At 70.4% G+C, this 19,528-nt stretch carries 14 protein-coding genes; 12 read left to right on the forward strand and 2 right to left on the reverse strand.

Annotated features, from left to right (window positions below):
- Positions 1–11: 11 nt before the first annotated feature.
- On the reverse strand, positions 12–3,845 hold the full coding sequence (locus tag KXD97_RS20995; RefSeq protein WP_260752115.1) for an alpha/beta fold hydrolase: 3,834 nt from the start codon (positions 3,843–3,845) through the stop codon (positions 12–14).
- Positions 3,846–4,126: 281 nt separating this feature from the next.
- Between KXD97_RS20995 and KXD97_RS21000 the strand changes: the two genes are divergently transcribed.
- The 6 genes from KXD97_RS21000 to KXD97_RS21025 are packed head-to-tail and all read left to right on the forward strand — an operon-like array spanning position 4,127 to position 10,877.
- Positions 4,127–4,957, forward strand: coding sequence for a glycosyltransferase family 2 protein (locus tag KXD97_RS21000; protein ID WP_260752117.1), 831 nt, complete (start codon positions 4,127–4,129; stop codon positions 4,955–4,957).
- Entirely contained in the window at positions 4,954–5,910 is a 957-nt protein-coding gene (locus tag KXD97_RS21005; RefSeq protein ID WP_260752118.1) for a glycosyltransferase family 2 protein, read from the forward strand. Before KXD97_RS21000 ends, KXD97_RS21005 begins: the two co-directional genes overlap by 4 nt.
- Entirely contained in the window at positions 5,910–6,584 is a 675-nt protein-coding gene (locus tag KXD97_RS21010) for a hypothetical protein (RefSeq protein ID WP_260752119.1), read from the forward strand. The genes KXD97_RS21005 and KXD97_RS21010 overlap by 1 nt, the downstream gene beginning before the upstream one ends.
- Before the next feature lie 23 nt (positions 6,585–6,607).
- Positions 6,608–7,405 carry a glycoside hydrolase family 16 protein gene (locus KXD97_RS21015; protein ID WP_260752120.1) on the forward strand — a complete coding sequence of 266 codons (798 nt, stop codon included), beginning with the start codon at positions 6,608–6,610 and terminating at the stop codon, positions 7,403–7,405.
- Positions 7,402–8,685, forward strand: a complete 1,284-nt coding sequence (locus tag KXD97_RS21020) for a glycosyltransferase family 2 protein (protein WP_260752122.1) — start codon at positions 7,402–7,404, stop codon at positions 8,683–8,685. Before KXD97_RS21015 ends, KXD97_RS21020 begins: the two co-directional genes overlap by 4 nt.
- A gap of 17 nt (positions 8,686–8,702) precedes the next feature.
- Positions 8,703–10,877: a hypothetical protein gene (locus tag KXD97_RS21025; protein WP_260752126.1), complete on the forward strand. Its 2,175-nt coding sequence runs from the start codon at positions 8,703–8,705 to the stop codon at positions 10,875–10,877.
- A 4-nt stretch (positions 10,878–10,881) separates the two neighbouring features.
- Here KXD97_RS21025 and KXD97_RS21030 read toward each other — a convergent pair whose 3' ends face one another.
- Positions 10,882–12,129 (reverse strand): hypothetical protein, encoded by a 1,248-nt coding sequence (locus tag KXD97_RS21030; RefSeq protein ID WP_260752128.1) that lies wholly within the window; start codon positions 12,127–12,129, stop codon positions 10,882–10,884.
- A 24-nt stretch (positions 12,130–12,153) separates the two neighbouring features.
- On the opposite strand from KXD97_RS21030, the gene KXD97_RS21035 reads away from it, so the two are divergent.
- The 6 genes from KXD97_RS21035 to KXD97_RS21060 are packed head-to-tail and all read left to right on the forward strand — an operon-like array spanning position 12,154 to position 19,524.
- Positions 12,154–12,864: a lysoplasmalogenase gene (locus KXD97_RS21035; protein WP_260752130.1), complete on the forward strand. Its 711-nt coding sequence runs from the start codon at positions 12,154–12,156 to the stop codon at positions 12,862–12,864.
- 50 nt (positions 12,865–12,914) lie between these two features.
- Positions 12,915–14,861, forward strand: a complete 1,947-nt coding sequence (locus KXD97_RS21040) for a primosomal protein N' (RefSeq protein ID WP_396885487.1) — start codon at positions 12,915–12,917, stop codon at positions 14,859–14,861.
- A gap of 5 nt (positions 14,862–14,866) precedes the next feature.
- Positions 14,867–16,690, forward strand: coding sequence for a DUF2207 domain-containing protein (locus tag KXD97_RS21045; protein WP_260752134.1), 1,824 nt, complete (start codon positions 14,867–14,869; stop codon positions 16,688–16,690).
- Positions 16,684–17,226 carry a LemA family protein gene (locus KXD97_RS21050; RefSeq protein ID WP_260752135.1) on the forward strand — a complete coding sequence of 181 codons (543 nt, stop codon included), beginning with the start codon at positions 16,684–16,686 and terminating at the stop codon, positions 17,224–17,226. Before KXD97_RS21045 ends, KXD97_RS21050 begins: the two co-directional genes overlap by 7 nt.
- A 19-nt stretch (positions 17,227–17,245) precedes the next feature.
- Positions 17,246–18,178 carry a methionyl-tRNA formyltransferase gene (gene fmt / locus KXD97_RS21055; protein WP_260752136.1) on the forward strand — a complete coding sequence of 311 codons (933 nt, stop codon included), beginning with the start codon at positions 17,246–17,248 and terminating at the stop codon, positions 18,176–18,178.
- Positions 18,175–19,524: an RsmB/NOP family class I SAM-dependent RNA methyltransferase gene (locus KXD97_RS21060; RefSeq protein WP_260752137.1), complete on the forward strand. Its 1,350-nt coding sequence runs from the start codon at positions 18,175–18,177 to the stop codon at positions 19,522–19,524. Before fmt ends, KXD97_RS21060 begins: the two co-directional genes overlap by 4 nt.
- Positions 19,525–19,528 lie beyond the last annotated feature (4 nt).

The raw sequence follows: 19,528 nt of genomic DNA on the forward strand, positions 1-19,528 counted from the left end.
GGATCCGCCCATCACGGCGTGACGGGCGATGTGGAACTGGCTTCGGCCCCGGCACTCTGAGCCTTCGCGGCCGAGATCAGGTCGACGACGCGCGCCACGTGTGGGTCGCGGACCACCGAATCGTGGTCGCAGTGGACACGTTCGACGGTCAGCTCGCCGGTGAGCAATTGCGCCCAGACGCGGTCGTCGTCAAGGTTGAAGGTGCTGAGTACCAGCAGAGTTCGCCCGGTGTACGGCTTGGGCCGGTGGAGCCGGCCGACCCGGACGCCGACTTCGCGAAGCGCAACGACCTTCTGTTCGGCGGTGCCCTCGACGATGCCGGCCAGCGGCAGCCACAACCGGTGCCGCCACAGCACCGACCGGTCGGCCGGTGTCTGTTCGAGCAGGGTGGATCGCACCCCGGGCAGGTGCTTGCGGGCCGCGCGCACGGTGCGCGGCGGCAGGAACGGATCGAGCATCGTGACCAGCTCGACCTCATGACCGAGCGCGCGCAACCGGTCGGCCACCTCGATGGCGATGAACGCTCCGAGCGAATGACCGACCAGCCGGTACGGACCTTGGGGCTGGAGCGCGAGCAGGTCGCCGAGATGGCGGCGTGCCGCTCGTCCCACCGTCCAGTCGGGGAACGCGCGGTTCTCCAGACCCTGAGCCTGGAAAGCCACCACGGCGGTCTCGCGGTCCACGCGATCGGCCAGCGGCGCGAACGTCAGAGCCGAGGCGCCGGCCCCGGCGAAGCAGAACAACGTCTCTTGAGTGTTCTCGCCCGGCGGGCGCAACAGCACCGTGGTCGGCGCGAGTGTGCTCGCGCCCGAGGTCGGTAGACCCGCGCGCCGTGCGGCCACGATGTCGGCGAACTGCGCGACCGTCGGCGCGCCGGCCAGATCGGAGGCCGTCAGCCGCACCCCGTTCCGCTCGCCGACCGCGGCGATGACCTGCGCGACGTTGAGTGAATCTCCGCCCAGCGCGTAGAAGTTCTCGTCGCGGCCGACCTGGTCCAGGCGCAGCACATGGGCCCAGGTGGCCGCGATGCCGGTCTCCAGGCCCGGGGTCGCGGGGACGATCGGTCCACGCTCCGGTCTCGGCAGCGACCGGCGGTCGACCTTGCCACGCTCGTTGCGGGGCAGCGATTCCAGCATCACCACATGACTGGGCACCATCCACGCCGGCAGTCGCTCGTGAAGCTGCGCCCGAACGTCGGCGACCGCGGGGGTGCGGGTGCCCGGGGCCGGCGCGACATAGGCCGTCAACGTCGGTGTCTGGGAGGTGGTGTCGGCCAGCACCAGTGCCTCCCGGATACCGGGACAGTCCAGCAGCGCGGCCTCGACCTCGGCCGGTTCGACCAGGTAGCCGCGGATCTTGAGGGCCGCGTCCATCCGGCCGAGCACCACCAGAACCCCGGAGTCGTCGATGCGGGCACGATCATTGGTGACGAAAGTGCGGGTGGAGTCCGGGTTTTCGACGAAGGTGGTGGTCGCGCTCGCCGGTGCCAGATAGCCGGCTGCCAGATATTGCGAGGTGACGGTCAGCCGGCCCTGATCGTCGATGGCGAGCTTTTTGTGCGGTACCGCGACCCCGGCAGGGATCACCCCGGCCGGTATGGGATCGCCGGGCCACATGTCGAAGTGCGCGATGCCGAGCGTCTCCGAGGAGCCTGCCCAGTTGGTCAGTACCGCATTCGGCGCCAGCTCTCGGGCGCGCCGGATGACGTTGCCGTACACCGGTTCGCCGGTGGTGACGATGCGGCGCACGCGATCCAGGGTGCGGGTGCCGCCGATCTCGACCACCGACTGCAGGAAAGACGGTGTGCACATGACGATGTCGGCGTCGGCGAGGCGATCGGCCGCCGCCTCGGGTGTGCAGCTGCGCGGATCGATCGCGATCACCTCGGCGCCCGACAGCAGCGACCCGATCAGCACATTGAGACCGGCGGCGAAACTGACCGGCATGCACAGCGCGACCCGGGCGCCGTCGACGATGCCGAACCGATCCCGGTGCAGCACCCAGTCGCTCAGCCAGGTGCCGTTGACGTGGAGCACCGCCTTGGGCTCACCGGAAGAGCCTGAGGTGAACTGGATGCTGGTCACGGTCTGCAAGCCCAGGTGCGGCACCCCGGTCGGGGCCGGTGCCGGATCGGTCGGCGGGTCGGTCGACCACACTGAGAAGTTGCCGTCGAGCTGTTGTTTGAGCGGATGCCCGTCCTTGATCACCACGGTGCCCGGACGCAGGCCCTGCTTTTCGAGCGTGTCGAAGATGTGGGTCATCCGGTCGACCGGCAGGCCGGTGTCGAGGGGCACCAGCGGCGCTCCCGACGCGAAGCCGCCCATGACGACGGCGACGGTCTGGGGGGTGAGGTCACCGACCAGTGCGACCGCGGACTCCGGGTCGGCGCGCCCCCGCAGCTGCGCGGTCCATGCGGCGGCCGCTGCGTGCAGTTCGCCATAGCTGACGGCGCCGCTGTCGCTGCGCAAAGCGACGGCGTCCCGCTTCTGCGCGGCGATCTCGGCGAAACGTGCGGCCACCGAGTCGTGTTCGATGGCGCCGTACTCGGTGAGGTCGGGGCGTGGGGCGGTCGGGCTGACGTGATCGAGAGCCTGTCCGCGCGGGGTGGCGGCGACCTTGCGCAACAGCAGCAATGTGGGGACCAGCAGGATCAGCGTGTTCAGCAGCTCGGCGGCGAGATAGGTGTAGCCGACGGCGTCGATGCCCCACCGCCCGGTGGTCAGGATGACCCCACTGACCACCACGATGCCGAGTAGCAGCTGGGCGGCCACGGCGAGACGGAGTCGGCGCTGAAGCCGCGCGAGCGCGGTGTAGACGGTCATCAACGCCACCGACGGCAGGGTGAGCGCCATCATCCGGATCAGTGTGGTGCCGTGTTCGGCGTACTGCGGGCCCAGGATGCCGAGGATGAACGGGGCGGCGACCAGCAGCGCGGCACAACCGGCCAGCGCGGCGCCACCGCACATCAGGACGAATCGCTGTGTGCACGAGCGCAGGTCGGCTCCCGGCGTCGAGGCGGCGGCGATGAACGGTGCCGCGGTCGCGCCGACGAGCACACCGAGGGTGTTGACCACCAGCCAGCACATCGAGAAGTACGCGTTCATCTCGGTGCCGAGCTGCGCGACGACGATCAGCGGCACCAACAGCGGAACGGTCACGCCCACCGCGTTGATCGCATATGAGCTCGCGAAGAACTGGATCAGTTCGCGGCGCGGGGGCAGGGCGGCTGTCCCTCGGCGTTGCGCGGTCTCGCGCCGGATCACCACCAGCGCGATGATCGCGGTGATCGCCGCTGCCGGCAGCACCCACGACCACACGATGGCCGCGCCGGTCGCCAGCGGGATGAGCGCCGCCACTACGACGAGTTTCGCGGTTGACTGTCCGATGTTCTTGGTCGCGATCATCCGGGCGCGGCTGAGTCCGATCAGGATCTGGTCCTGCAGCGCGTACACCGCGAGCACCACAACGAACGCCGGGAAGAGCACGGCCTCAGGCCAATTCGGGAAAAGTGCGGCACGGGGGCCGACCAGGACGAACACCGTGCCGAACAGCAGGCCGGTGCACGAGACGAACATGATGCCGCGGCGCACCACCTGCTGGGTGTGACCGCCGGCCAGTGGCAGGAAGCGCTCATAGAGACTGCCGAGGCTGAAGTTGGCCAGGATGGCGATCAGGGTCGCCGACGAGATGATGGCCGACGCGCGCCCGACCTCGGCGGCGTCGTATCCCCGGGCGGCCACGGTCCAGAACACGAAACCGAGTACGCCCGTGGCCGCGCTTGAGGTCATCACCGCGGCGATGTCGATGCCGAGGCCGGGGGAGAGGAAACGGCCGGTCATCGGCATCGTCGGGTCCTAGGTATGTCGGAGAGAGGGGAGTCAACGGGGACGGAAGGGTGTCGGAGACTCGCTGTCGGTGAGGATACTAAAGCGGTCGAAGTTTGCTTAGGCTACCCAAAGTTGTGATGCTGGTCATACCCGGGGAGGGGGCGGCCACATTTGCATGCATTTTCGCTAAGGTGGCTCACAGTTAATTGACAGACCCGTGCTCTCACTGGCCCGTTTCCTCAGGTGCGCTCCGGTGCGGTATGCGCCGAAAAGACGGCTCTACAAGGAGTTTCGAAAAAGTGACGGAAATCGTTCCGGAGTCAGACACGCGTGTTTACGCTCAGTTGCGTCGATTTCTGGCAAACATTCCTTCAACGCCGACCCCGGAACCTGCGCAGCCTACCGTCACCGTGGTCCTGCCCGTGCGGAACGAGGCGCGCAATCTCTCCTACGTCGCGCGGCGGATGCCGCCGGTCGACGAGATCGTGGTCATCGACGGCGGGTCCGAGGACGGCACCGCCGACGTCGCCCGTGCGCTGTGGCCGAACGCCACGGTTATCGAGCAGACCCGCGCCGGCAAGGGCAACGCCCTGGCGTGTGGTTTCCAAGCCGCCACCGGTGACATCGTGGTGATGATCGACGGTGACGGTTCGACAGATCCGGCCGAGATCCCGCGCTTCGTTGACGCGCTCATGGCCGGCGCCGACCTCGCCAAGGGCAGCCGGTTCTCCGGCGGTGGCGGCAGCGACGACATCACCCAGATCCGGCGGATGGGGAACAAGGCGCTCAATTGGCTGGTGAACCGGCTGTTCAAGACCGAGTTCAGCGATCTGTGCTACGGCTACAACGCCTTCTGGCGCCGCAACCTGAACTGCCTGGATCTGCCGGCGACAGACACCACCGAACCGCAGTGGGGCGACGGCTTCGAGATCGAGACCGTGATCAACGTCCGGGCCGCGCGCAGTGGCTGGCTCATCCACGAGGTGGGAAGCTTCGAGGGCAGGCGAATTCACGGGCGCAGCAACCTCAACGCGGTCACCGACGGCCTGCGCGTGCTTCGCACCATCAATCGTGAGCGTCGGGAACACCGCGCGGCCCGGGTCGCGGCGGTCCCCGGCTGGTCGCGGTGACCGCACAGCCCCTGCCGCTGGAAGACGCACTTCCGGAGCGGATCTCGATGAGCGTGGTCATCTGCTGCTACACCAGCGCCCGCAGGAGGTTGCTCGACCATGCGGTCGCCGCGGCGCTGCGGCAGCTCCGCCGTGACGACGAGCTGATCCTGGTGGTCGACGGCAACGACGTACTGCATCGCGATCTGCACGACACATACGGCACGCGGGTTCTCGTGCTGGCCAACGAGTTCCGGCAGGGTCTGTCGGGTGCCAGGAACACCGGAATGCACGCGGCCTCCGCAGAGATCGTGGTGTTCCTCGACGACGACGCCGTCCTGCACGACGACGCCCTGGAGGAGGTGCGCTCGGCCTTCGTCGATCCCACGGTCACCGCGCTCGGAGGCGCGGTGCATCCGAGTTGGCAGGCAGGCCGGCCGCAGTGGTTCCCGCCGGAGTTCGACTGGGTCGTCGGATGCGACTACCGCGGATTGCCGCCCGACGGGGCCGCGATCCGCAATCCCATCGGCGCGGCGATGGCCGTCCGGAAGACGGAACTGACCGGGATCGGCGGCTTCTCCGACAGGCTCGGGCGCATCGGTGCGGTGCCCGCCGGCTGCGAAGAGACAATGATGGGCATCGAACTGGTCCGTCGAGATCCGCTGGCCCGCATCGTCCGCCGCACCGGGTTCGCCGTCTCGCATGCTGTGCCCGCCGACCGCGCCACCGCGAGGTACTTCGCGCGGCGCTGTTTTCATGAGGGGCGCAGCAAGGCGACGCTGAGCCGGCTCTGCGGCCGTGGCCCGGCGCTGCGCAGCGAGCGCGCGTACACCACCAAGACACTTCCCTCCGGGTTGTGGAGGGCCCGGCGGCAGCCCACCCGGGTGTTGGCGTTGGCCGCCGGCCTGCTGATCACCTCAGTGGGCTATCTCGTGGGGCTGGCCGCGACGGTGGGACCGCAGAAGGGGGAATGATGCCAAAAGTCAGTGCATGGCTGGGGAATTCGCGAATTACGGCGTGGGTGGCGCTCGCGCCGCTGGTGTACTTCGCCGCCGAATGGGTGGTGTCCGCGACGTGGCGGGGCAACTATGGCTACCGCGACGACACGTTGGGACCGCTCGGGGTCGCGTTCTGTGGGCCGGCGGGGGAGTGGCCGTGCAGTGAGCTCTACCGGGCGATGAACGTCGGCCTGGTGGTGACCGGCCTGGGTGTGCTGTTCGTCGCGGCGAGCCTGCTCGTGCAACGGGTGGCCGATCGCGGCCCGGCACTGCTGCTGGCCGTCGCCGGGTGGGGGATGGCGGCCTCCGGCGTGGTGACCTACCGCGTGGACTATGCGTGGAACCTGACGTTCATCGTGCTCTTCATGACGCTGGGCTCGGTCAGCGCGCTGTTCATCGCGCTCGGCTCCACGTCGGAGCTCTCGCTCGAACGCCGTGCGGTCGCCGCGCTCTCGGGTGTGGTCAGCGTCGTCGGCTACGTCACCTACATGGGTGGGCACTCGTTCTTCGGTTCCGGTGGTGCCCAGCGCATGGCCGTCTACGGCATCCTGGTCGCGGTGGTCGCGGTCGGCACCACGGGATTCGCAGGATCACCGCCCAGCAGTTCGACGGACCCGCAAGTCTGCGACCTGGTCGAGGAAACAGCGTGAGGCACAGAACTTCTCGCTGGGTGATGAGCGGTGCACTCGCGGCGGGTGCGATGGTGCTCACCGGCTGTTCGGCATCCGCGCCCGTCGGCAACGCCGAGCCGAGCGGGCCACGGGTCATCTTCGCCGACGATTTCGACGGCCCCGCCGGTTCGAAACCGTCTCCGCAGTGGCGCTGCCAGACCGGCGGTGGAGGCTGGGGCAACAACGAGATGCAGACCTACACCGACAGTCCTGCGAACGTCAGCCTCGACGGCGCCGGACATCTGGCCATCACCGCCCGCGGGGACGGGCTGGATCGGATCACATCGGCACGGATCACCACGCAGGGCAGCGTCGAGTTCGCGACCGGCCGCGCCGAGGCGCGGATCAAGCTGCCCGCCGGCACCGGGCTGCATCCGGCGTTCTGGCTCCTCGGCCACGACGTCGACCGGATCGGCTGGCCCGACGCGGGGGAGATCGACGTGATCGAAACCCTCAACCACGCCGCCGAATTCCACACCGGCGTACACCTGCCGCGCGCCGGACATGCTCGCGGCGAACAGATTTCGGCCTCCGGGCCGGTCCCGTTCCCAATGGCCGGCGAGTTCCACACCTACTGGGTGGAGCGCACCCCCGGCCGCATCGTCACCGGCGTCGACGACGTCACGCTGTTCAGCGTCACACCCACCGACCTGGCCGAAGGCAGTCGGTGGGTGTTCGATGCGCCGTTCTTCCTGCTGCTCAACGTCGCCGTCGGCGGTGACTGGCCCGGACCGCCGGACACCTCCACGCCCAATCCGTCGACCATGCTCGTGGACTGGGTCCGGGTGACAGTGCCATGACCGCGCCGCGAACACTCCAACCCGCGATGCCACCGCAAGGCGCTCGGGTGTGGCCGCAGGCCCGATGGGTGGGCATGCTCGATGTCGACGAGCTGACACCCGCCGACGATGGCACGGTGAAGTTCGCCCCCGACCACGCGGACGGCTATCACGTGGCGCGGGTGCTGGTACGGCACCGTAACCGGCCGGTCGCTTTCGTCGAAGCCCCCATCGACGACGGCGTAGTGCGTCTGCCCGTTCCGCAGTGCCCGTCCCCGCAGGACCCCGGTACCGCCGCCGCCCTCCCGGCGGTCTCGGTGGTGCTGTGCACCCGGGAACGTCCCGACCAGCTCGCAGACGCACTGGATTCTGTTCTGGCCGTCGACTATCCGGATTTCGAGGTGGTGGTCGTCGACAACGCGCCGCGTACCGATGCCACCGCGCGAGTGGTCGAACGGAACGGTCATCCGCGGGTGCGTTACGTCGAGGAGCCCGTTCCCGGACTGTCGGTGGCCAGGAACACCGGACTGCGCCGGGCGCACCATCTGGTGGTCGCCTACACCGACGACGACGTCGTCGTGGACCCGTATTGGCTGCGCGCTCTCGCCGCCGGGTTCGCGCGGTCGCCGAAGGTCTCCTGCGTGTCGGGTCTGGTGCCCAGCGGAGAATTGCGCACCGCCGCCCAGGCCTACTTCGACCAGCGGGTCACCTGGGCCGGATCGCTGGAGCCGCGGGTGTTCAGCATGGCCGAGCCGCCGGCCGACCAGCCGCTGTTTCCGTTCCAGGTCGGTCGATTCGGCACGGGTGCGAACTTCGCCGTGCAGCGGGACAGGGTGCTCGAACTCGGCGGTTTCGACGAGGCGCTCGGCGCGGGCACCGCGTCACAGGGCGGTGAAGACCTCGACCTGTTCTTCCGGGTGCTCACCGCCGGTGATGCGCTGGCCACCGAACCTGCCGCGATCGTGTGGCACCGGCATCGCAGCGACAACGAAGCCCTGCTCGAACAGGCCCGCGGATACGGCCTCGGGCTGGGCGCGTGGCTGACCAAGGTGGGCCTGGACGCCTCGCACCGGCGCCTGGCGGTGCAGGTGCTGCGCCGACGCTTCCGGTCGTCGCTGCGTGCCGGCGCCGACTACAGCGCCATCATGACCTCGCCGGCACGGATGTCCGACGGGATCGCCGACGCCGTGCCCTCTTCGGTGGGGCGTATCGAGGTGCTGTCGGTGCTTGGCGGACCCCGGGCCCTCTGGCAGGGAAGACGTCAACAGACCCGCAACACCGCGACGGCAGGCCGCCGATGACCGCCACACTCGAACCCGTGACAGCACCCACCACCTTCGTGCGGAACTCCGAAACGCCTGTGCTGCGGCGCATCCCCGTGACGCCGATACGGATGGCCGACCTCGCCGCGGTCGGCGCGGTTGCGGGAGCGGTCGCTTTGACCGACCTGCCGAGCCCGCTGCGAGCGATCGCGCTCGCGGTGTTCATCGCGATCGGCCCCGGCGCGGCCGTGCTGACTTGGGTTCGGATTCCGCGGCGCGCGCTGCCGTCCACGGTGCCCGTGCTCGGCATGGCGATCGCGACGTTGGCGGCGATCACGGCGATGTGGTCCTACCGGTGGGACCCGGCCGGCATCCTGTGGGTGCAGGTCCTGGTCGTCGCGAGCAGCAGCGCGTACTGGTACCGGCGCAACCACACCTCGGTGCTGGAAGCGGCCCGCGGATGGCGCCGGCGCGGCGTGACGGCAGCGGCGCCGCGCGGAAACGTCGTGCGGCGCCATCTCTCCCTACTGCTCAGCGTCGCCGCACTGGTGGTGTGGGCGGTCGCGGTGCCCGGTCTGCCCGGGGCCGACGCCGGGTACTACGGTCTGCTGTTCTCCGGGTCCGGACCGCTGCTGGCGGTGAGCATCGTGCTGTGCGCCTGGGCCCTGCTGCTGGCGGTGCGCGACCGGCAGCTGCTGCCCGCGGCGGTCGCCGTCGCGTCGGCGATCGTCGTGTCCCGGGTGACCACGGTGGTGGCCACAGAGGTGCCGCTCTACGACTGGACCTACAAGCACCTCGCCGTCGTCGACTACATCATGGTCAACGGACGCATCGCCCCCGACGGCACCGACATCTACGCGCAGTGGACCGCGTTCTTCACCACCTGGGCGTGGTTCTGTGAGGTCACGGGGATACCGGCGCTGTCCGTGGCCCACGTGTTCGCCCCCGTCATGCACGTCCTGATCGCATTGACGGCCTACACCGCCGCCCGGGTGCTCGGACGTTCCCGGCGCACCGCCGTCACCGCGGCGTTCATCGTCGAGATCGCGAACTGGGTTGGCCAGGACTATTTCTCGCCGCAGGCGTGGTCGGTGGTGCTGGCCTTCGGCATGATGACCCTGCTGCTCGCGTCGCCGGGCAGCCGGGGGTGCGGGGTGCTCGCCATCGTGGTGTTCGCCGCGATGGTGCCCACCCACCAGCTCACCCCGTTCTGGGCCGTCGCCGCGGCATGTCTGCTCTGCGTGTTCGGCAGGGCCCGGCCGTGGTGGATCTCGGTCGCGATGGTGTCGATCGCCGTGAGCTATCTGCTGTTGAACCTCGAGGCCGTGCTGCCCTACGGTCTGCTGTCCGGCGGCAGCCCACTTGACAACGCCGGCAGCAACGTTCAGAGTTCCGGGCTGCCCGCGAAGGACTTCACCTCCGCCGTGGTGCGCGGCCTGTCGGTGATCGTGGTGCTGACCGCGCTGGCGACCGCCGTCTGGATGCGCCGCCACCGACGTCCGGTGCTCGCACTGGGCATCGTCGCGTTCAGCTCGTTCGGTCTGCTGCTGGGACAGAGTTACGGCGGCGAGGCGATCTTCCGGGTGTACCTGTACTCGCTTCTCGGCTGCGCGATCCTGATCGCCCCGGCGGTGGTCGGGGCGGTCGGCGCGACCGGGACACGACTGCGCCGAGGGGCCGTGCAAACGGTGGCCGTGGCAGCGGCCACCACGGCGGCCCTGGCCGGACTGCACGGCTATGTCGCGTTGTGGCCCTTCATCTTCGAGACCAGGGCGCAGGTCGACGTGATGCAGTCGATCACCACCGGCGCCGACAAACGCACCCGGTTCGTGATGATGCGCCTCGGCGGCATGCCGACCCGGCTCAACGCCGACTACGCCGAGCTCACCCAGTTCAACCCGTACTACGACGAGCCGGTCAGCTACGACCTGTGGGACGGCCGGGATCCGCGGCTGGCCGAACTGAAGGCGTCGTTCCCGACCGAGGAGGATCTGAAGACCCTCAGCGACGACGTGACCAACGGCGTCTACATGGCCTACGTGATCTTCAGCGAGCAGTCCAACAAGGCGATCCGCTATTACGGCGACTTCCGCCCAGAAGCCGTCGACATCGTCCAGGACGCACTGCGCCGATCCCCGAAGTGGAGCACGGTGTACGAGCAAGGCCAGACCGTGGTCTTCCGCAGCGTGAACCCGTACTACGCTCCCGGCAACGACAACGGTTACGAGTAGCCGCTCATCGGCCGAGCAGGGCGCGCGCGTGATCGGGCACCGAAGCCAGAGCGGCGCCGATCCGCTCGGGATCGAAGACGGTGCCGTGGAACTCCGCGGTCAGCCACAGCGACCCCATCACCGTCGCCGAGGTGACGGTCACCCCGCACGGACTCACGGGGTCGCTCGCGACCAGGATCCGGGCGTCGGCAGGATCGCTGAACGACCACGGGTGCCCGGGTACGGTGCCGATGCTCGAATGCAGCAGACGCAGCCGCGGGCGGGCGGGGACCTCCCACTCCTGCTGATGACCCGCCCGCATCGCCATTCGCGTCTTCACCGTGCCCGCGACCAGGTTGGCGACAGGGCGCGCCATCTGCGCCGCCGCGGTCATCTCGGCGTGCAGACCGCGCGGCCCGGCCGACCGGTCGAGTGTGAAATCCAGTCCGGCCGAGAACGAGGCCAGCGTGCTGCGTGTCCGGGGCAGGTAGCGCCGGACGTCGAACGGCGCGGTGACCGTCGGATCCACGTCGAAGCCGGCCGCGGTGAACGCCTCGGCCAGCGCGCAGGTCTGGACGGCGAACATGCTGACACCTGGAAGGACGCGATCACGGTGCCGCCGAAGCTCTTTCACCGTTTCCGCATCGATTAGGGTGACCCGGGTGGTCGCTGACGGGGCCACCGGCGGCGCATCCGGCGGTGCCGGCGGGGCAGGCGCGGCGACGTTGCGCCGGTGCTGACGCCACAGCGGCACGAGACGGCCGGGAGCCAGACCGACTGCGCGCACCGCGGCCAGCACCAACGGCGACAGCGCGCCGCGGTACGGATTCCACACCGCGTCGTCGCCGGGATCCACAGCGCCGAGGAGCACGGCGACCAGGATGTCGAGCAGCGGCACCTCGCCGAGCCCGTGGCTGAAGTCGATCGCGAGGTAGTCACCGGCGGCCAGGATCCGCAGCGCGTCCCCGTGCGCCTGCCGAAGTGTGCTCAGCAACTCGACCGGATCCGATACCGGGTCGCGGACCGTCGTCGAGACCGCCTGCCGCAGCGAGTCCGGGCAGAACCGCCAGCGGGTGCCCGCGGTGTCCGGAAGCAACCCGATCCTGGACGCCGGACCGGCTTCGGCCATCGCCAGAAGTCGCGCGGTGAGGTCGTCGGCCGACGGGAGCGCCACCGGCCCCAGCACCACCGCCGACCGTCGCCGACTGTGTGCGACATCGAGCGCTGCGACGCGAACACTGGCTGGTAGCACGCGGCGCCGAATTCTGCCCATCGCGTCAGATAGTAGGTTCTCCGCATGCCGAGGACTCGCGCACACGCGCTGTGGGTGGCCGCCGTCGCGGTGGCGGCCGGTTACGGGGTGTTCCTCATCGTCACGTCCACCCGCGTGGCCGCGGGGGCCGAGCTGACCGGACAGTTCGGCCTGCAGCCCGCGGTGAAAGCGCTGGCCGCGGTGTTGCTCGCCGGTGCGGCGCTGACCCACCCGGTCGGGCGGGAGAGGCGCCTGCTGGTCGGTGCCCTGCTGTTCTCGGCCGCGGGGGACTACCTGCTCGCGATGCCCTGGTGGGAACCGTCATTCGTGCTCGGGCTGGCCGCGTTCCTGATCGCCCACCTGTGCTTCCTGGCAGCACTGTGGCCGCTGCGGCATCCGTCACGCCGCAGGATGGCCGGCGTCGCTGTCGTCGCGGTGGCCTGCGCGGCGCTGCTGGTGTGGTTCTGGCCGCGGCTACTCGAACAGGGAATGGCGGTGCCCGTGGTGGTGTACATCGCCGTCCTCGGCGCGATGGTGTGCGCCGCGCTGCTGGCCGATCTGCCCACCCCGTGGACGGCGCTGGGCGCGGTGTGTTTTGCGGTGTCCGACGCGATGATCGGCATCGACAAGTTCGTGCTCGGCTCCGAGGCGCTGGCGGTGCCGATCTGGTGGGTGTATGCCGCGTCGCTGGTGTTGATCACCGCGGGACTGCTGTTCGGCCGCGCGTCGGTGCCCTCTGCTACACCTGCGGGGTGAGCACCGTCCGGCAGGCCGCCGAACACGAGCCGGTGGCTCGTGTTCTGCCGATGCTCACGGTGCCCCACCTCGATCGCGAGTTCGACTACCTGGTGGCGGGCGAGCAGTCCGACGACGCCCAGCCGGGGGTGCGCGTCCGGGTCCGTTTCCACGGCAGGCTCGTCGATGCCTTCGTACTCGAAAGGCGTTCCGACACCGACCATGTCGGGAAGCTGGGCTGGCTCGAGAAGGTGGTGTCGGCCGAATGCGTGCTGACCCATGACGTGCGCCGGCTGGTCGACGCGGTCGCCGCCCGGTATGCGGGCACCCGCGCCGACGTGCTCCGGCTGGCCGTTCCGCCACGGCACGCCAACGCCGAGAAGCGAGTCCGGGAACCGCTCGAACCCCTCTCACCCAGGCCTGTCGATACCACCGCCTGGCAGGCGTACAGCGGCGGCGAGCAATTCCTGGCGGCACTCGGCCACGGCCGTGCCGCCCGAGCGGTGTGGCAGGCGCTGCCCGGCGAATCCTGGCCGCACCGGCTGGCCGAGGCGGCCGCGGTCACGGTCAACGCCGGGCGCGGGGTGCTCGCGGTGGTGCCGGACCAGCGCGACGTCGACCGGCTGTACGGCGCCGCGGTCGAGCGCGTCGACGACACCAGGGTGGTGGCGCTGTCGGCGGGCCTGGGCCCCGCCGAGCGGTACCGCCGGTGGCTGTCGGTGCTGCGCGGCGATGCGCGCTTCGTGATCGGCACGCGCAGCGCGGTTTTCGCCCCGGTCGCCGACCTGGGCCTGGTCATGCTCTGGGACGACGGTGACGATTCGCTCGCTGAGCCGCGTGCCCCGTACCCCCATGCCCGCGAGGTCGCGATGCTGCGCGCCCACCAGGTGCGCTGTGCGGCGATGATCGGCGGCCACGCCCGCACCGCCGAGGCGCAGGCGCTGGTGCGCAGCGGCTGGGCGCACGACCTGACCGCGACCCGGCAGACCCTGCGGGCGCACGCCCCTCGCGTGATCGCTCTGGAGGACAGTGCCTACGCCCACGAACGCGATCCCGCCGCGCGCACCGCCCGGCTGCCCACCGTGGCGCTGGACGCGGCGCGCACAGCGCTGTCCGCCGATGCCCCCGTGCTGGTGCAGGTGCCCCGCCGCGGCTACGTGCCCGCGGTGGCGTGCGCGCGCTGCCGCGCCGTGGCACGGTGCCGGCACTGCACCGGACCGCTGTCGCTGCCCGGCCGGGATGCTCCCGGCGCGATGTGCCGGTGGTGTGGCCGGGAGGAGCCGGCGTTGCGCTGCACACGGTGCGGTTCCGACGCGGTGCGCGCCGTCGTCGTCGGTGCCCGCCGCACCGCCGAGGAACTCGGCCGCGCATTCCCCGGGGCGCCCGTCGTCACCTCCGGCGGCGACGACACCGTGGCGGCGGTGCAGGGCCGCGCCGCCGTCGTCGTCGCGACTCCCGGCGTCGAACCCATCGCCGACGGCGGGTACGGCGCCGCGCTCCTGCTCGACAGCTGGGCACTGCTCGGCCGTCAGGACCTGCGCGCCGCCGAGGACACGCTGCGCCGCTGGATGGCCGCCGCCGCGCTCGTGCGGTGCCGCTCCGACGGCGGGGTGGTGGCCGTCGTCGCCGAATCGGCGATCCCCACCGTGCAGGCGCTGATCCGGTGGGATCCGGTGGGCCATGCCGAGTCCGAGCTGGACTCTCGCACCGAGGTCGGACTGCCTCCGGCCACCCATATGGCCGCCCTCGACGGAGATCCGCGGGCGGTGTCCGCGCTGCTCGAAGCCGCGACGCTGCCCGATACCGCCGAGGTCCTCGGCCCGGTCGACCTGCCCCTGGGTGCGCGTCGCCCCGCCGGCCTGGCCCTCGACGCGACGGTGAGCAGGATGCTGGTGCGGGTGCCCCGCGACAGCGGTCTTGCGCTGGCGGCCGCGCTGCGCCGCGCCACCGTGGTGCAAAGCGCCCGCCACGATCATGAGCCGGTTCGCGTCCAGATCGATCCATTGCACATAGGGTGATGCCCATGTCAGCGGGTCGCCTGGGCAAAGCGCTGATCCCGTTGATCTTGATCGCGTTCGGCGTGCTGTGGCCGGTGCTGTTCCACGGCGGCTCGGGCGCCTCCGAAATCGACGACCCCGTGGTGATCGCCGACTACGACGTCGACATCGTGGTCGACGCCGCCGGTGACATGACCGCCGTCGAGACCCTGACCACCGAGTTCTACAGCACCGACCGCCACGGCATCTTCCGGTACTGGGACGTGGCCAACCAGAACGACCCGCATCTGCGCCAGAAACCCGAGGTCACCTCGGTGCTGCTGGACGGCCGACCGGTGCCCTACCAGATGCTCTGGGAGGACGCCGGACGGTTCCGGGTCGCCAAGATCGGCGACCCCGACCGCTATCTCAGCGACGGCACCCACGTTTTCGAGATCCGCTACACCATCGCCGGGGTGCTCGACCCCGGCGATGTCGGCGCCGGCCGGCAATTCGCCGGCTCGGCCGGACGCTCCGCAAACTCGCCCTCTGTTTTTTTCTGGAACGTCGTCGCCCCCGCCTGGAACAACCGCATCGACCGCGCCGACATCACCGTCACCCTGCCCGGCGACGTCGGAACAGCGCAGTGCTCGGTCGGGTTCGGGGTCGGCAGGGCCTGTGACGCGCTGACCGTCGACGGCAACCGGGTGCGCATGACGGCCGAATCGCTGCCCCCGCGCACGCCGGTCACCGTGCGCGCCGGGGTCGACGTACCGACCCCGCCCAGGGCCGCCCTGCCGTGGCCGTACACGTGGGACCGGGTGCTGGGCCAGTCGGTGGCCGGAGTGCTGTGGACGGCCGGCTTCACCGCGCTGCTCGGCGCCGCCGCGCTGATCTGGCTGCGCTCAGTAATGGAGAAGCCTCCCGGATTCCCGTTGCAGTACGCCCCGCCGCCCGGGTTGGGTCCGGTCCAGGCCGAGTACATCCGCACCGAATCAGTCCCGAAGAGCGGGCTGACCGCCACGCTGTTGCATCTCGCCGAGCGCGGCGTGATCAGCCTGGAGCAGGTCGGTGACAAGGAGTGGACCATCCGGAGTGTCGGCGAGCCGCGCCAGTGGGCCGGCATCGACCCGGTGAGCCTCGCGGTAGCCACCCGGCTCAAGGTGCGCAACCGCGGATCCACGTTCAAGGCCGCCAAGACCGCATCCGCCGGCAAGCGGCTCGACAAGGCCAAGGCCGACATGGCCAAGGCGGTGGAGAAGTGGGCGCTTGAGTCGGGGCTGCTCGTGGCCCGCAAGAAAGAGTTGTGGTTACGCGCGGCCAACGCCGCGGCCTTCATCCTGATGGTCTGCGGGTTCTTCCGCTGGGGATTCCCCGCGACCATGTGGGCGCTGCCGTTCGCGGCGTTCTTCCTGTTCTCGGTGGCGTCCTGGCGCGACGGTGTCGGTACCCGACGCACCGCCGCCGGACGCGAACTGTGGTCGCGCGTCGGAGGTTTCTACCGGATGCTGGCCACCGACTCGGCCGAGACGCGCTTCGACTTCGCCGCGCGCAAGGGCCTCTACCTCGCCTACGTCCCGTTCGCGGTCGCCGCCGGCGTCGCCGCGCTATGGGCCAAGAAGTACCAGGCGTACACGGGATCGATCGCCCCGCAACCCGATTGGTACGTGACGACGTCCTCGTCGAGCGGCTCGGGGCACAGTGGGGGCGACGGAGCGCATTTCGACAGCTTCGAGTCGGCGTTGTCGTCGTCGATCGGCGCGTACACCGCCTCGCAGGCGTCGTCCTCGTCCTCCTCGGGCGGGGGCGGCTCCAGCAGCAGTGGCGGCGGTGGCGGCGGTGGTGGTGGAGGAGGAGGGGGTTCATGGTGAGCGTGCTGCTGGTCATCGTGCTGGTGCTCGCGCTACTGGTACTGGCCGGGTTCGTGATGGGATACAACAGGATTCGTTCCGCGGATGTCCGGGTTGCCGAAGCGCTCGCCGGCATCGACGTCGAATTGACCAGGCGGGCCTCGCTGATCCCGGGCCTGGTGCACACCGTGCAGACCTTCGCCGCGCACGAGAAGGCGATCCTCGATCACGTCACCGACGCCAGGGCCGCGCTGACCTCGGCCACCGACGGGACCTCGGTCGCCGAGCGCAGCGCCGCCGAGACCCGACTGGACTCCGCGCTGGCGCCGCTGCTGGCGCTGGGGCGCGATCATCCGCAACTGAACTCCTCGAACAACTTCCTGGATCTGCAGCGCAACCTCGCCGACACCGAGGACAAACTGGCGTTCGCACGGCAGTACTACAACGACGCCGTCGCGACCCTCAACAGGCAGCTCACCACGATCCCGTGGATGTTCGTGGCGCCGCTGGCGGGAGTGACCGAGAAGGAGTACTACCAGACGCCGCGCCCCGTCTGAGCCTCCCTAGACTGGCGCGGTGCGTCTCGTCTTCGCCGGCACACCGGAACCCGCCCTGCCGTCCCTGCAGCGGCTCATCGACTCGCCGCGGCACGAGGTGATCGCCGTGGTGACCCGGCCGGACGCAGCCGCCGGACGCCGCGGCCGCCCGGCACCGTCACCCGTGGCGGTGCGGGCCGCCGAGTACGGCATCCCGGTGCTCAAGCCCGCCCGACCGAATTCCGAGGAGTTCGTCACCGAACTCGCCGCGCTGTCCCCGGACTGCGCTGCGGTGGTGGCCTACGGCGCGATGCTGGGCGACGCGCTGCTCGCGGTCCCCGCGCACGGCTGGGTCAACCTGCACTTCTCGGTGTTGCCGGCATGGCGAGGGGCCGCGCCGGTGCAGGCCGCGCTCGCCGCCGGCGACGAGGTGACCGGCGCGACGACGTTCCAGATCGAGAAGAGCCTGGATTCCGGTCCGGTGTTCGGCGTGGTCACCGAGACGATCCGGTCCACCGACACCGCCGGGGACCTCCTCGGGCGGCTCGCCGAGTCCGGCGCCGGGCTGCTCGAGGCGACCATGGACGGCATCGAGGACGGCACCCTGACCGCCGTGCCGCAGCCCGCCGACGGCGTCAGCGTCGCGCCCAAGGTCACCGTCGAGGACGCCCGGATCCGCTGGGAGCTGCCCGCACACGTCGTCGACCGGCGAATCCGTTCGGTCACCCCGAACCCGGGCGCGTGGACCATGATCGGTGAGCAGCGCGTCAAGGTCGGTCCGGTGACCGTCCCCGCGGACGGGCCAGAAGGTCTTGCGCCGGGGCAGATCCGCGCCGACAAGAAACACGTGTACATCGGAACCGGTTCGGTGCCGGTGCTGCTCGGGACGGTGCAACCGCCCGGTAAGAAACCGATGATCGCGGCCGACTGGGCCCGCGGGGCCCGGCTCGACGAGAACGGCTGGGCCCGATGAAGCGCACTCCTCTCGATCCCGCCCGGCGGGCCGCGTTCGACGTCTTGCGCGCGGTCTCCGAGCGCGACGCCTACGCCAACCTGGCACTGCCTGCCATCCTGCGTGACCGTGCGATCACGGGGCGAGACGCGGCGTTCGCCACCGAGCTGGCCTACGGGACCTGCCGCACCCGCGGCCTGCTCGACGCCGTCATCGCCGCCGCGGCGGGCCGCCCGGTGGACAAGATCGATCCGGTGCTGCTGGACCTGCTGCGCCTGGGCAGCTATCAGCTGCTGCGCACCCGGGTCGACGACCACGCCGCGGTGTCGACCACGGTGGATCAAGCGGGTATCGAATTCGATTCTGCGCGAGCAGGATTCGTCAACGGCGTGCTCCGGACCATCGCGCGGTGCGACGAAGCGTCCTGGGTCGAGGAACTCGCCCCGTCGGCGACGAGCGATCCCGTCGGGCACCTGGCGTTCGTGCACGCCCACCCGCGGTGGATCGCGCAGGCGTTCGCCGACGCCCTCGGCGCCCGCGCCGGCGAGCTGGCTGCGCTGCTCGCCAGCGACGACGCCCGCCCGGCGGTGCATCTGGCCGTGCGCCCGGGGGAGCTGACCGCTGCCGACCTCGCCGAGCAGGTCGGCGGGACGGTCGGGAAGTACTCGCCGTACGCGGTTTACCTCGGCGACGGCGATCCGGGCCAGATCGCGGCGATGCGCGAGGGCCGCGCACTGGTGCAGGACGAGGGCAGCCAGCTGGTGGCCCGGGCACTGACCATAGCGCCGCTGGAAGGCGCCGACGGCGGACGCTGGCTGGACCTGTGTTCCGGTCCGGGCGGTAAGACCGCGCTGCTGGCCGCACTCGGTGCGCCGGACGGGGCGACGGTCACCGCGGTGGAGCCGGCGCCGCGACGGGCCGAGCTGGTCGAGCAGAACACCGCAGGCCTGCCGGTGGAGGTCGTCCGCGCCGACGGTCGTGAGCCGGGACTGGCGCCGGGTTTCGACCGGGTGCTGGTCGACGCCCCGTGCACCGGTCTCGGCGCGCTGCGGCGTAGGCCCGAGGCGCGCTGGCGGCGCAAGACCGGTGACGTTCCGCCGCTGGCCAAACTGCAGCGCGAGCTGCTGGCCTCGGCGATCAGATTGACCAGGCCAGGCGGTGTGGTGCTCTACGCGACCTGCTCGCCGCACCTGGCCGAGACAGCCGGGGTGGTCGCCGACGCGCTGCGCAGGCATCCGGTGAGCGCGCTGAACACCCGGGAGCTGTTCGAGCCCGCCGACGACACCGGGGACGGTCAGTCGGTGCAGCTGTGGCCGCACCGGCACGGCACCGACGCGATGTTCGCCGCGGCGCTGCGGGTCGACTGAGCAC

Origin of the sequence: Mycobacterium sp. SMC-8 (assembly GCF_025263565.1) — a bacterium.
GTDB lineage: Bacteria > Actinomycetota > Actinomycetes > Mycobacteriales > Mycobacteriaceae > Mycobacterium.

Bases quoted from the DNA above. Each gene is read 5' to 3' on its own strand.
- KXD97_RS20995 (WP_260752115.1), bottom strand. From the start codon at position 3,845: ATGCCGATGACCGGCCGTTTCCTCTCCCCCGGCCTCGGCATCGACATC.
- KXD97_RS21010 (WP_260752119.1), top strand. From the start codon at position 5,910: ATGCCAAAAGTCAGTGCATGGCTGGGGAATTCGCGAATTACGGCGTGG.
- KXD97_RS21015 (WP_260752120.1), top strand. From the start codon at position 6,608: ATGAGCGGTGCACTCGCGGCGGGTGCGATGGTGCTCACCGGCTGTTCG.
- KXD97_RS21020 (WP_260752122.1), top strand. From the start codon at position 7,402: ATGACCGCGCCGCGAACACTCCAACCCGCGATGCCACCGCAAGGCGCT.
- KXD97_RS21030 (WP_260752128.1), bottom strand. From the start codon at position 12,129: ATGGGCAGAATTCGGCGCCGCGTGCTACCAGCCAGTGTTCGCGTCGCA.
- KXD97_RS21035 (WP_260752130.1), top strand. From the start codon at position 12,154: ATGCCGAGGACTCGCGCACACGCGCTGTGGGTGGCCGCCGTCGCGGTG.
- KXD97_RS21040 (WP_396885487.1), top strand. From the start codon at position 12,915: ATGCTCACGGTGCCCCACCTCGATCGCGAGTTCGACTACCTGGTGGCG.
- KXD97_RS21045 (WP_260752134.1), top strand. From the start codon at position 14,867: ATGTCAGCGGGTCGCCTGGGCAAAGCGCTGATCCCGTTGATCTTGATC.
- KXD97_RS21050 (WP_260752135.1), top strand. From the start codon at position 16,684: ATGGTGAGCGTGCTGCTGGTCATCGTGCTGGTGCTCGCGCTACTGGTA.
- KXD97_RS21060 (WP_260752137.1), top strand. From the start codon at position 18,175: ATGAAGCGCACTCCTCTCGATCCCGCCCGGCGGGCCGCGTTCGACGTC.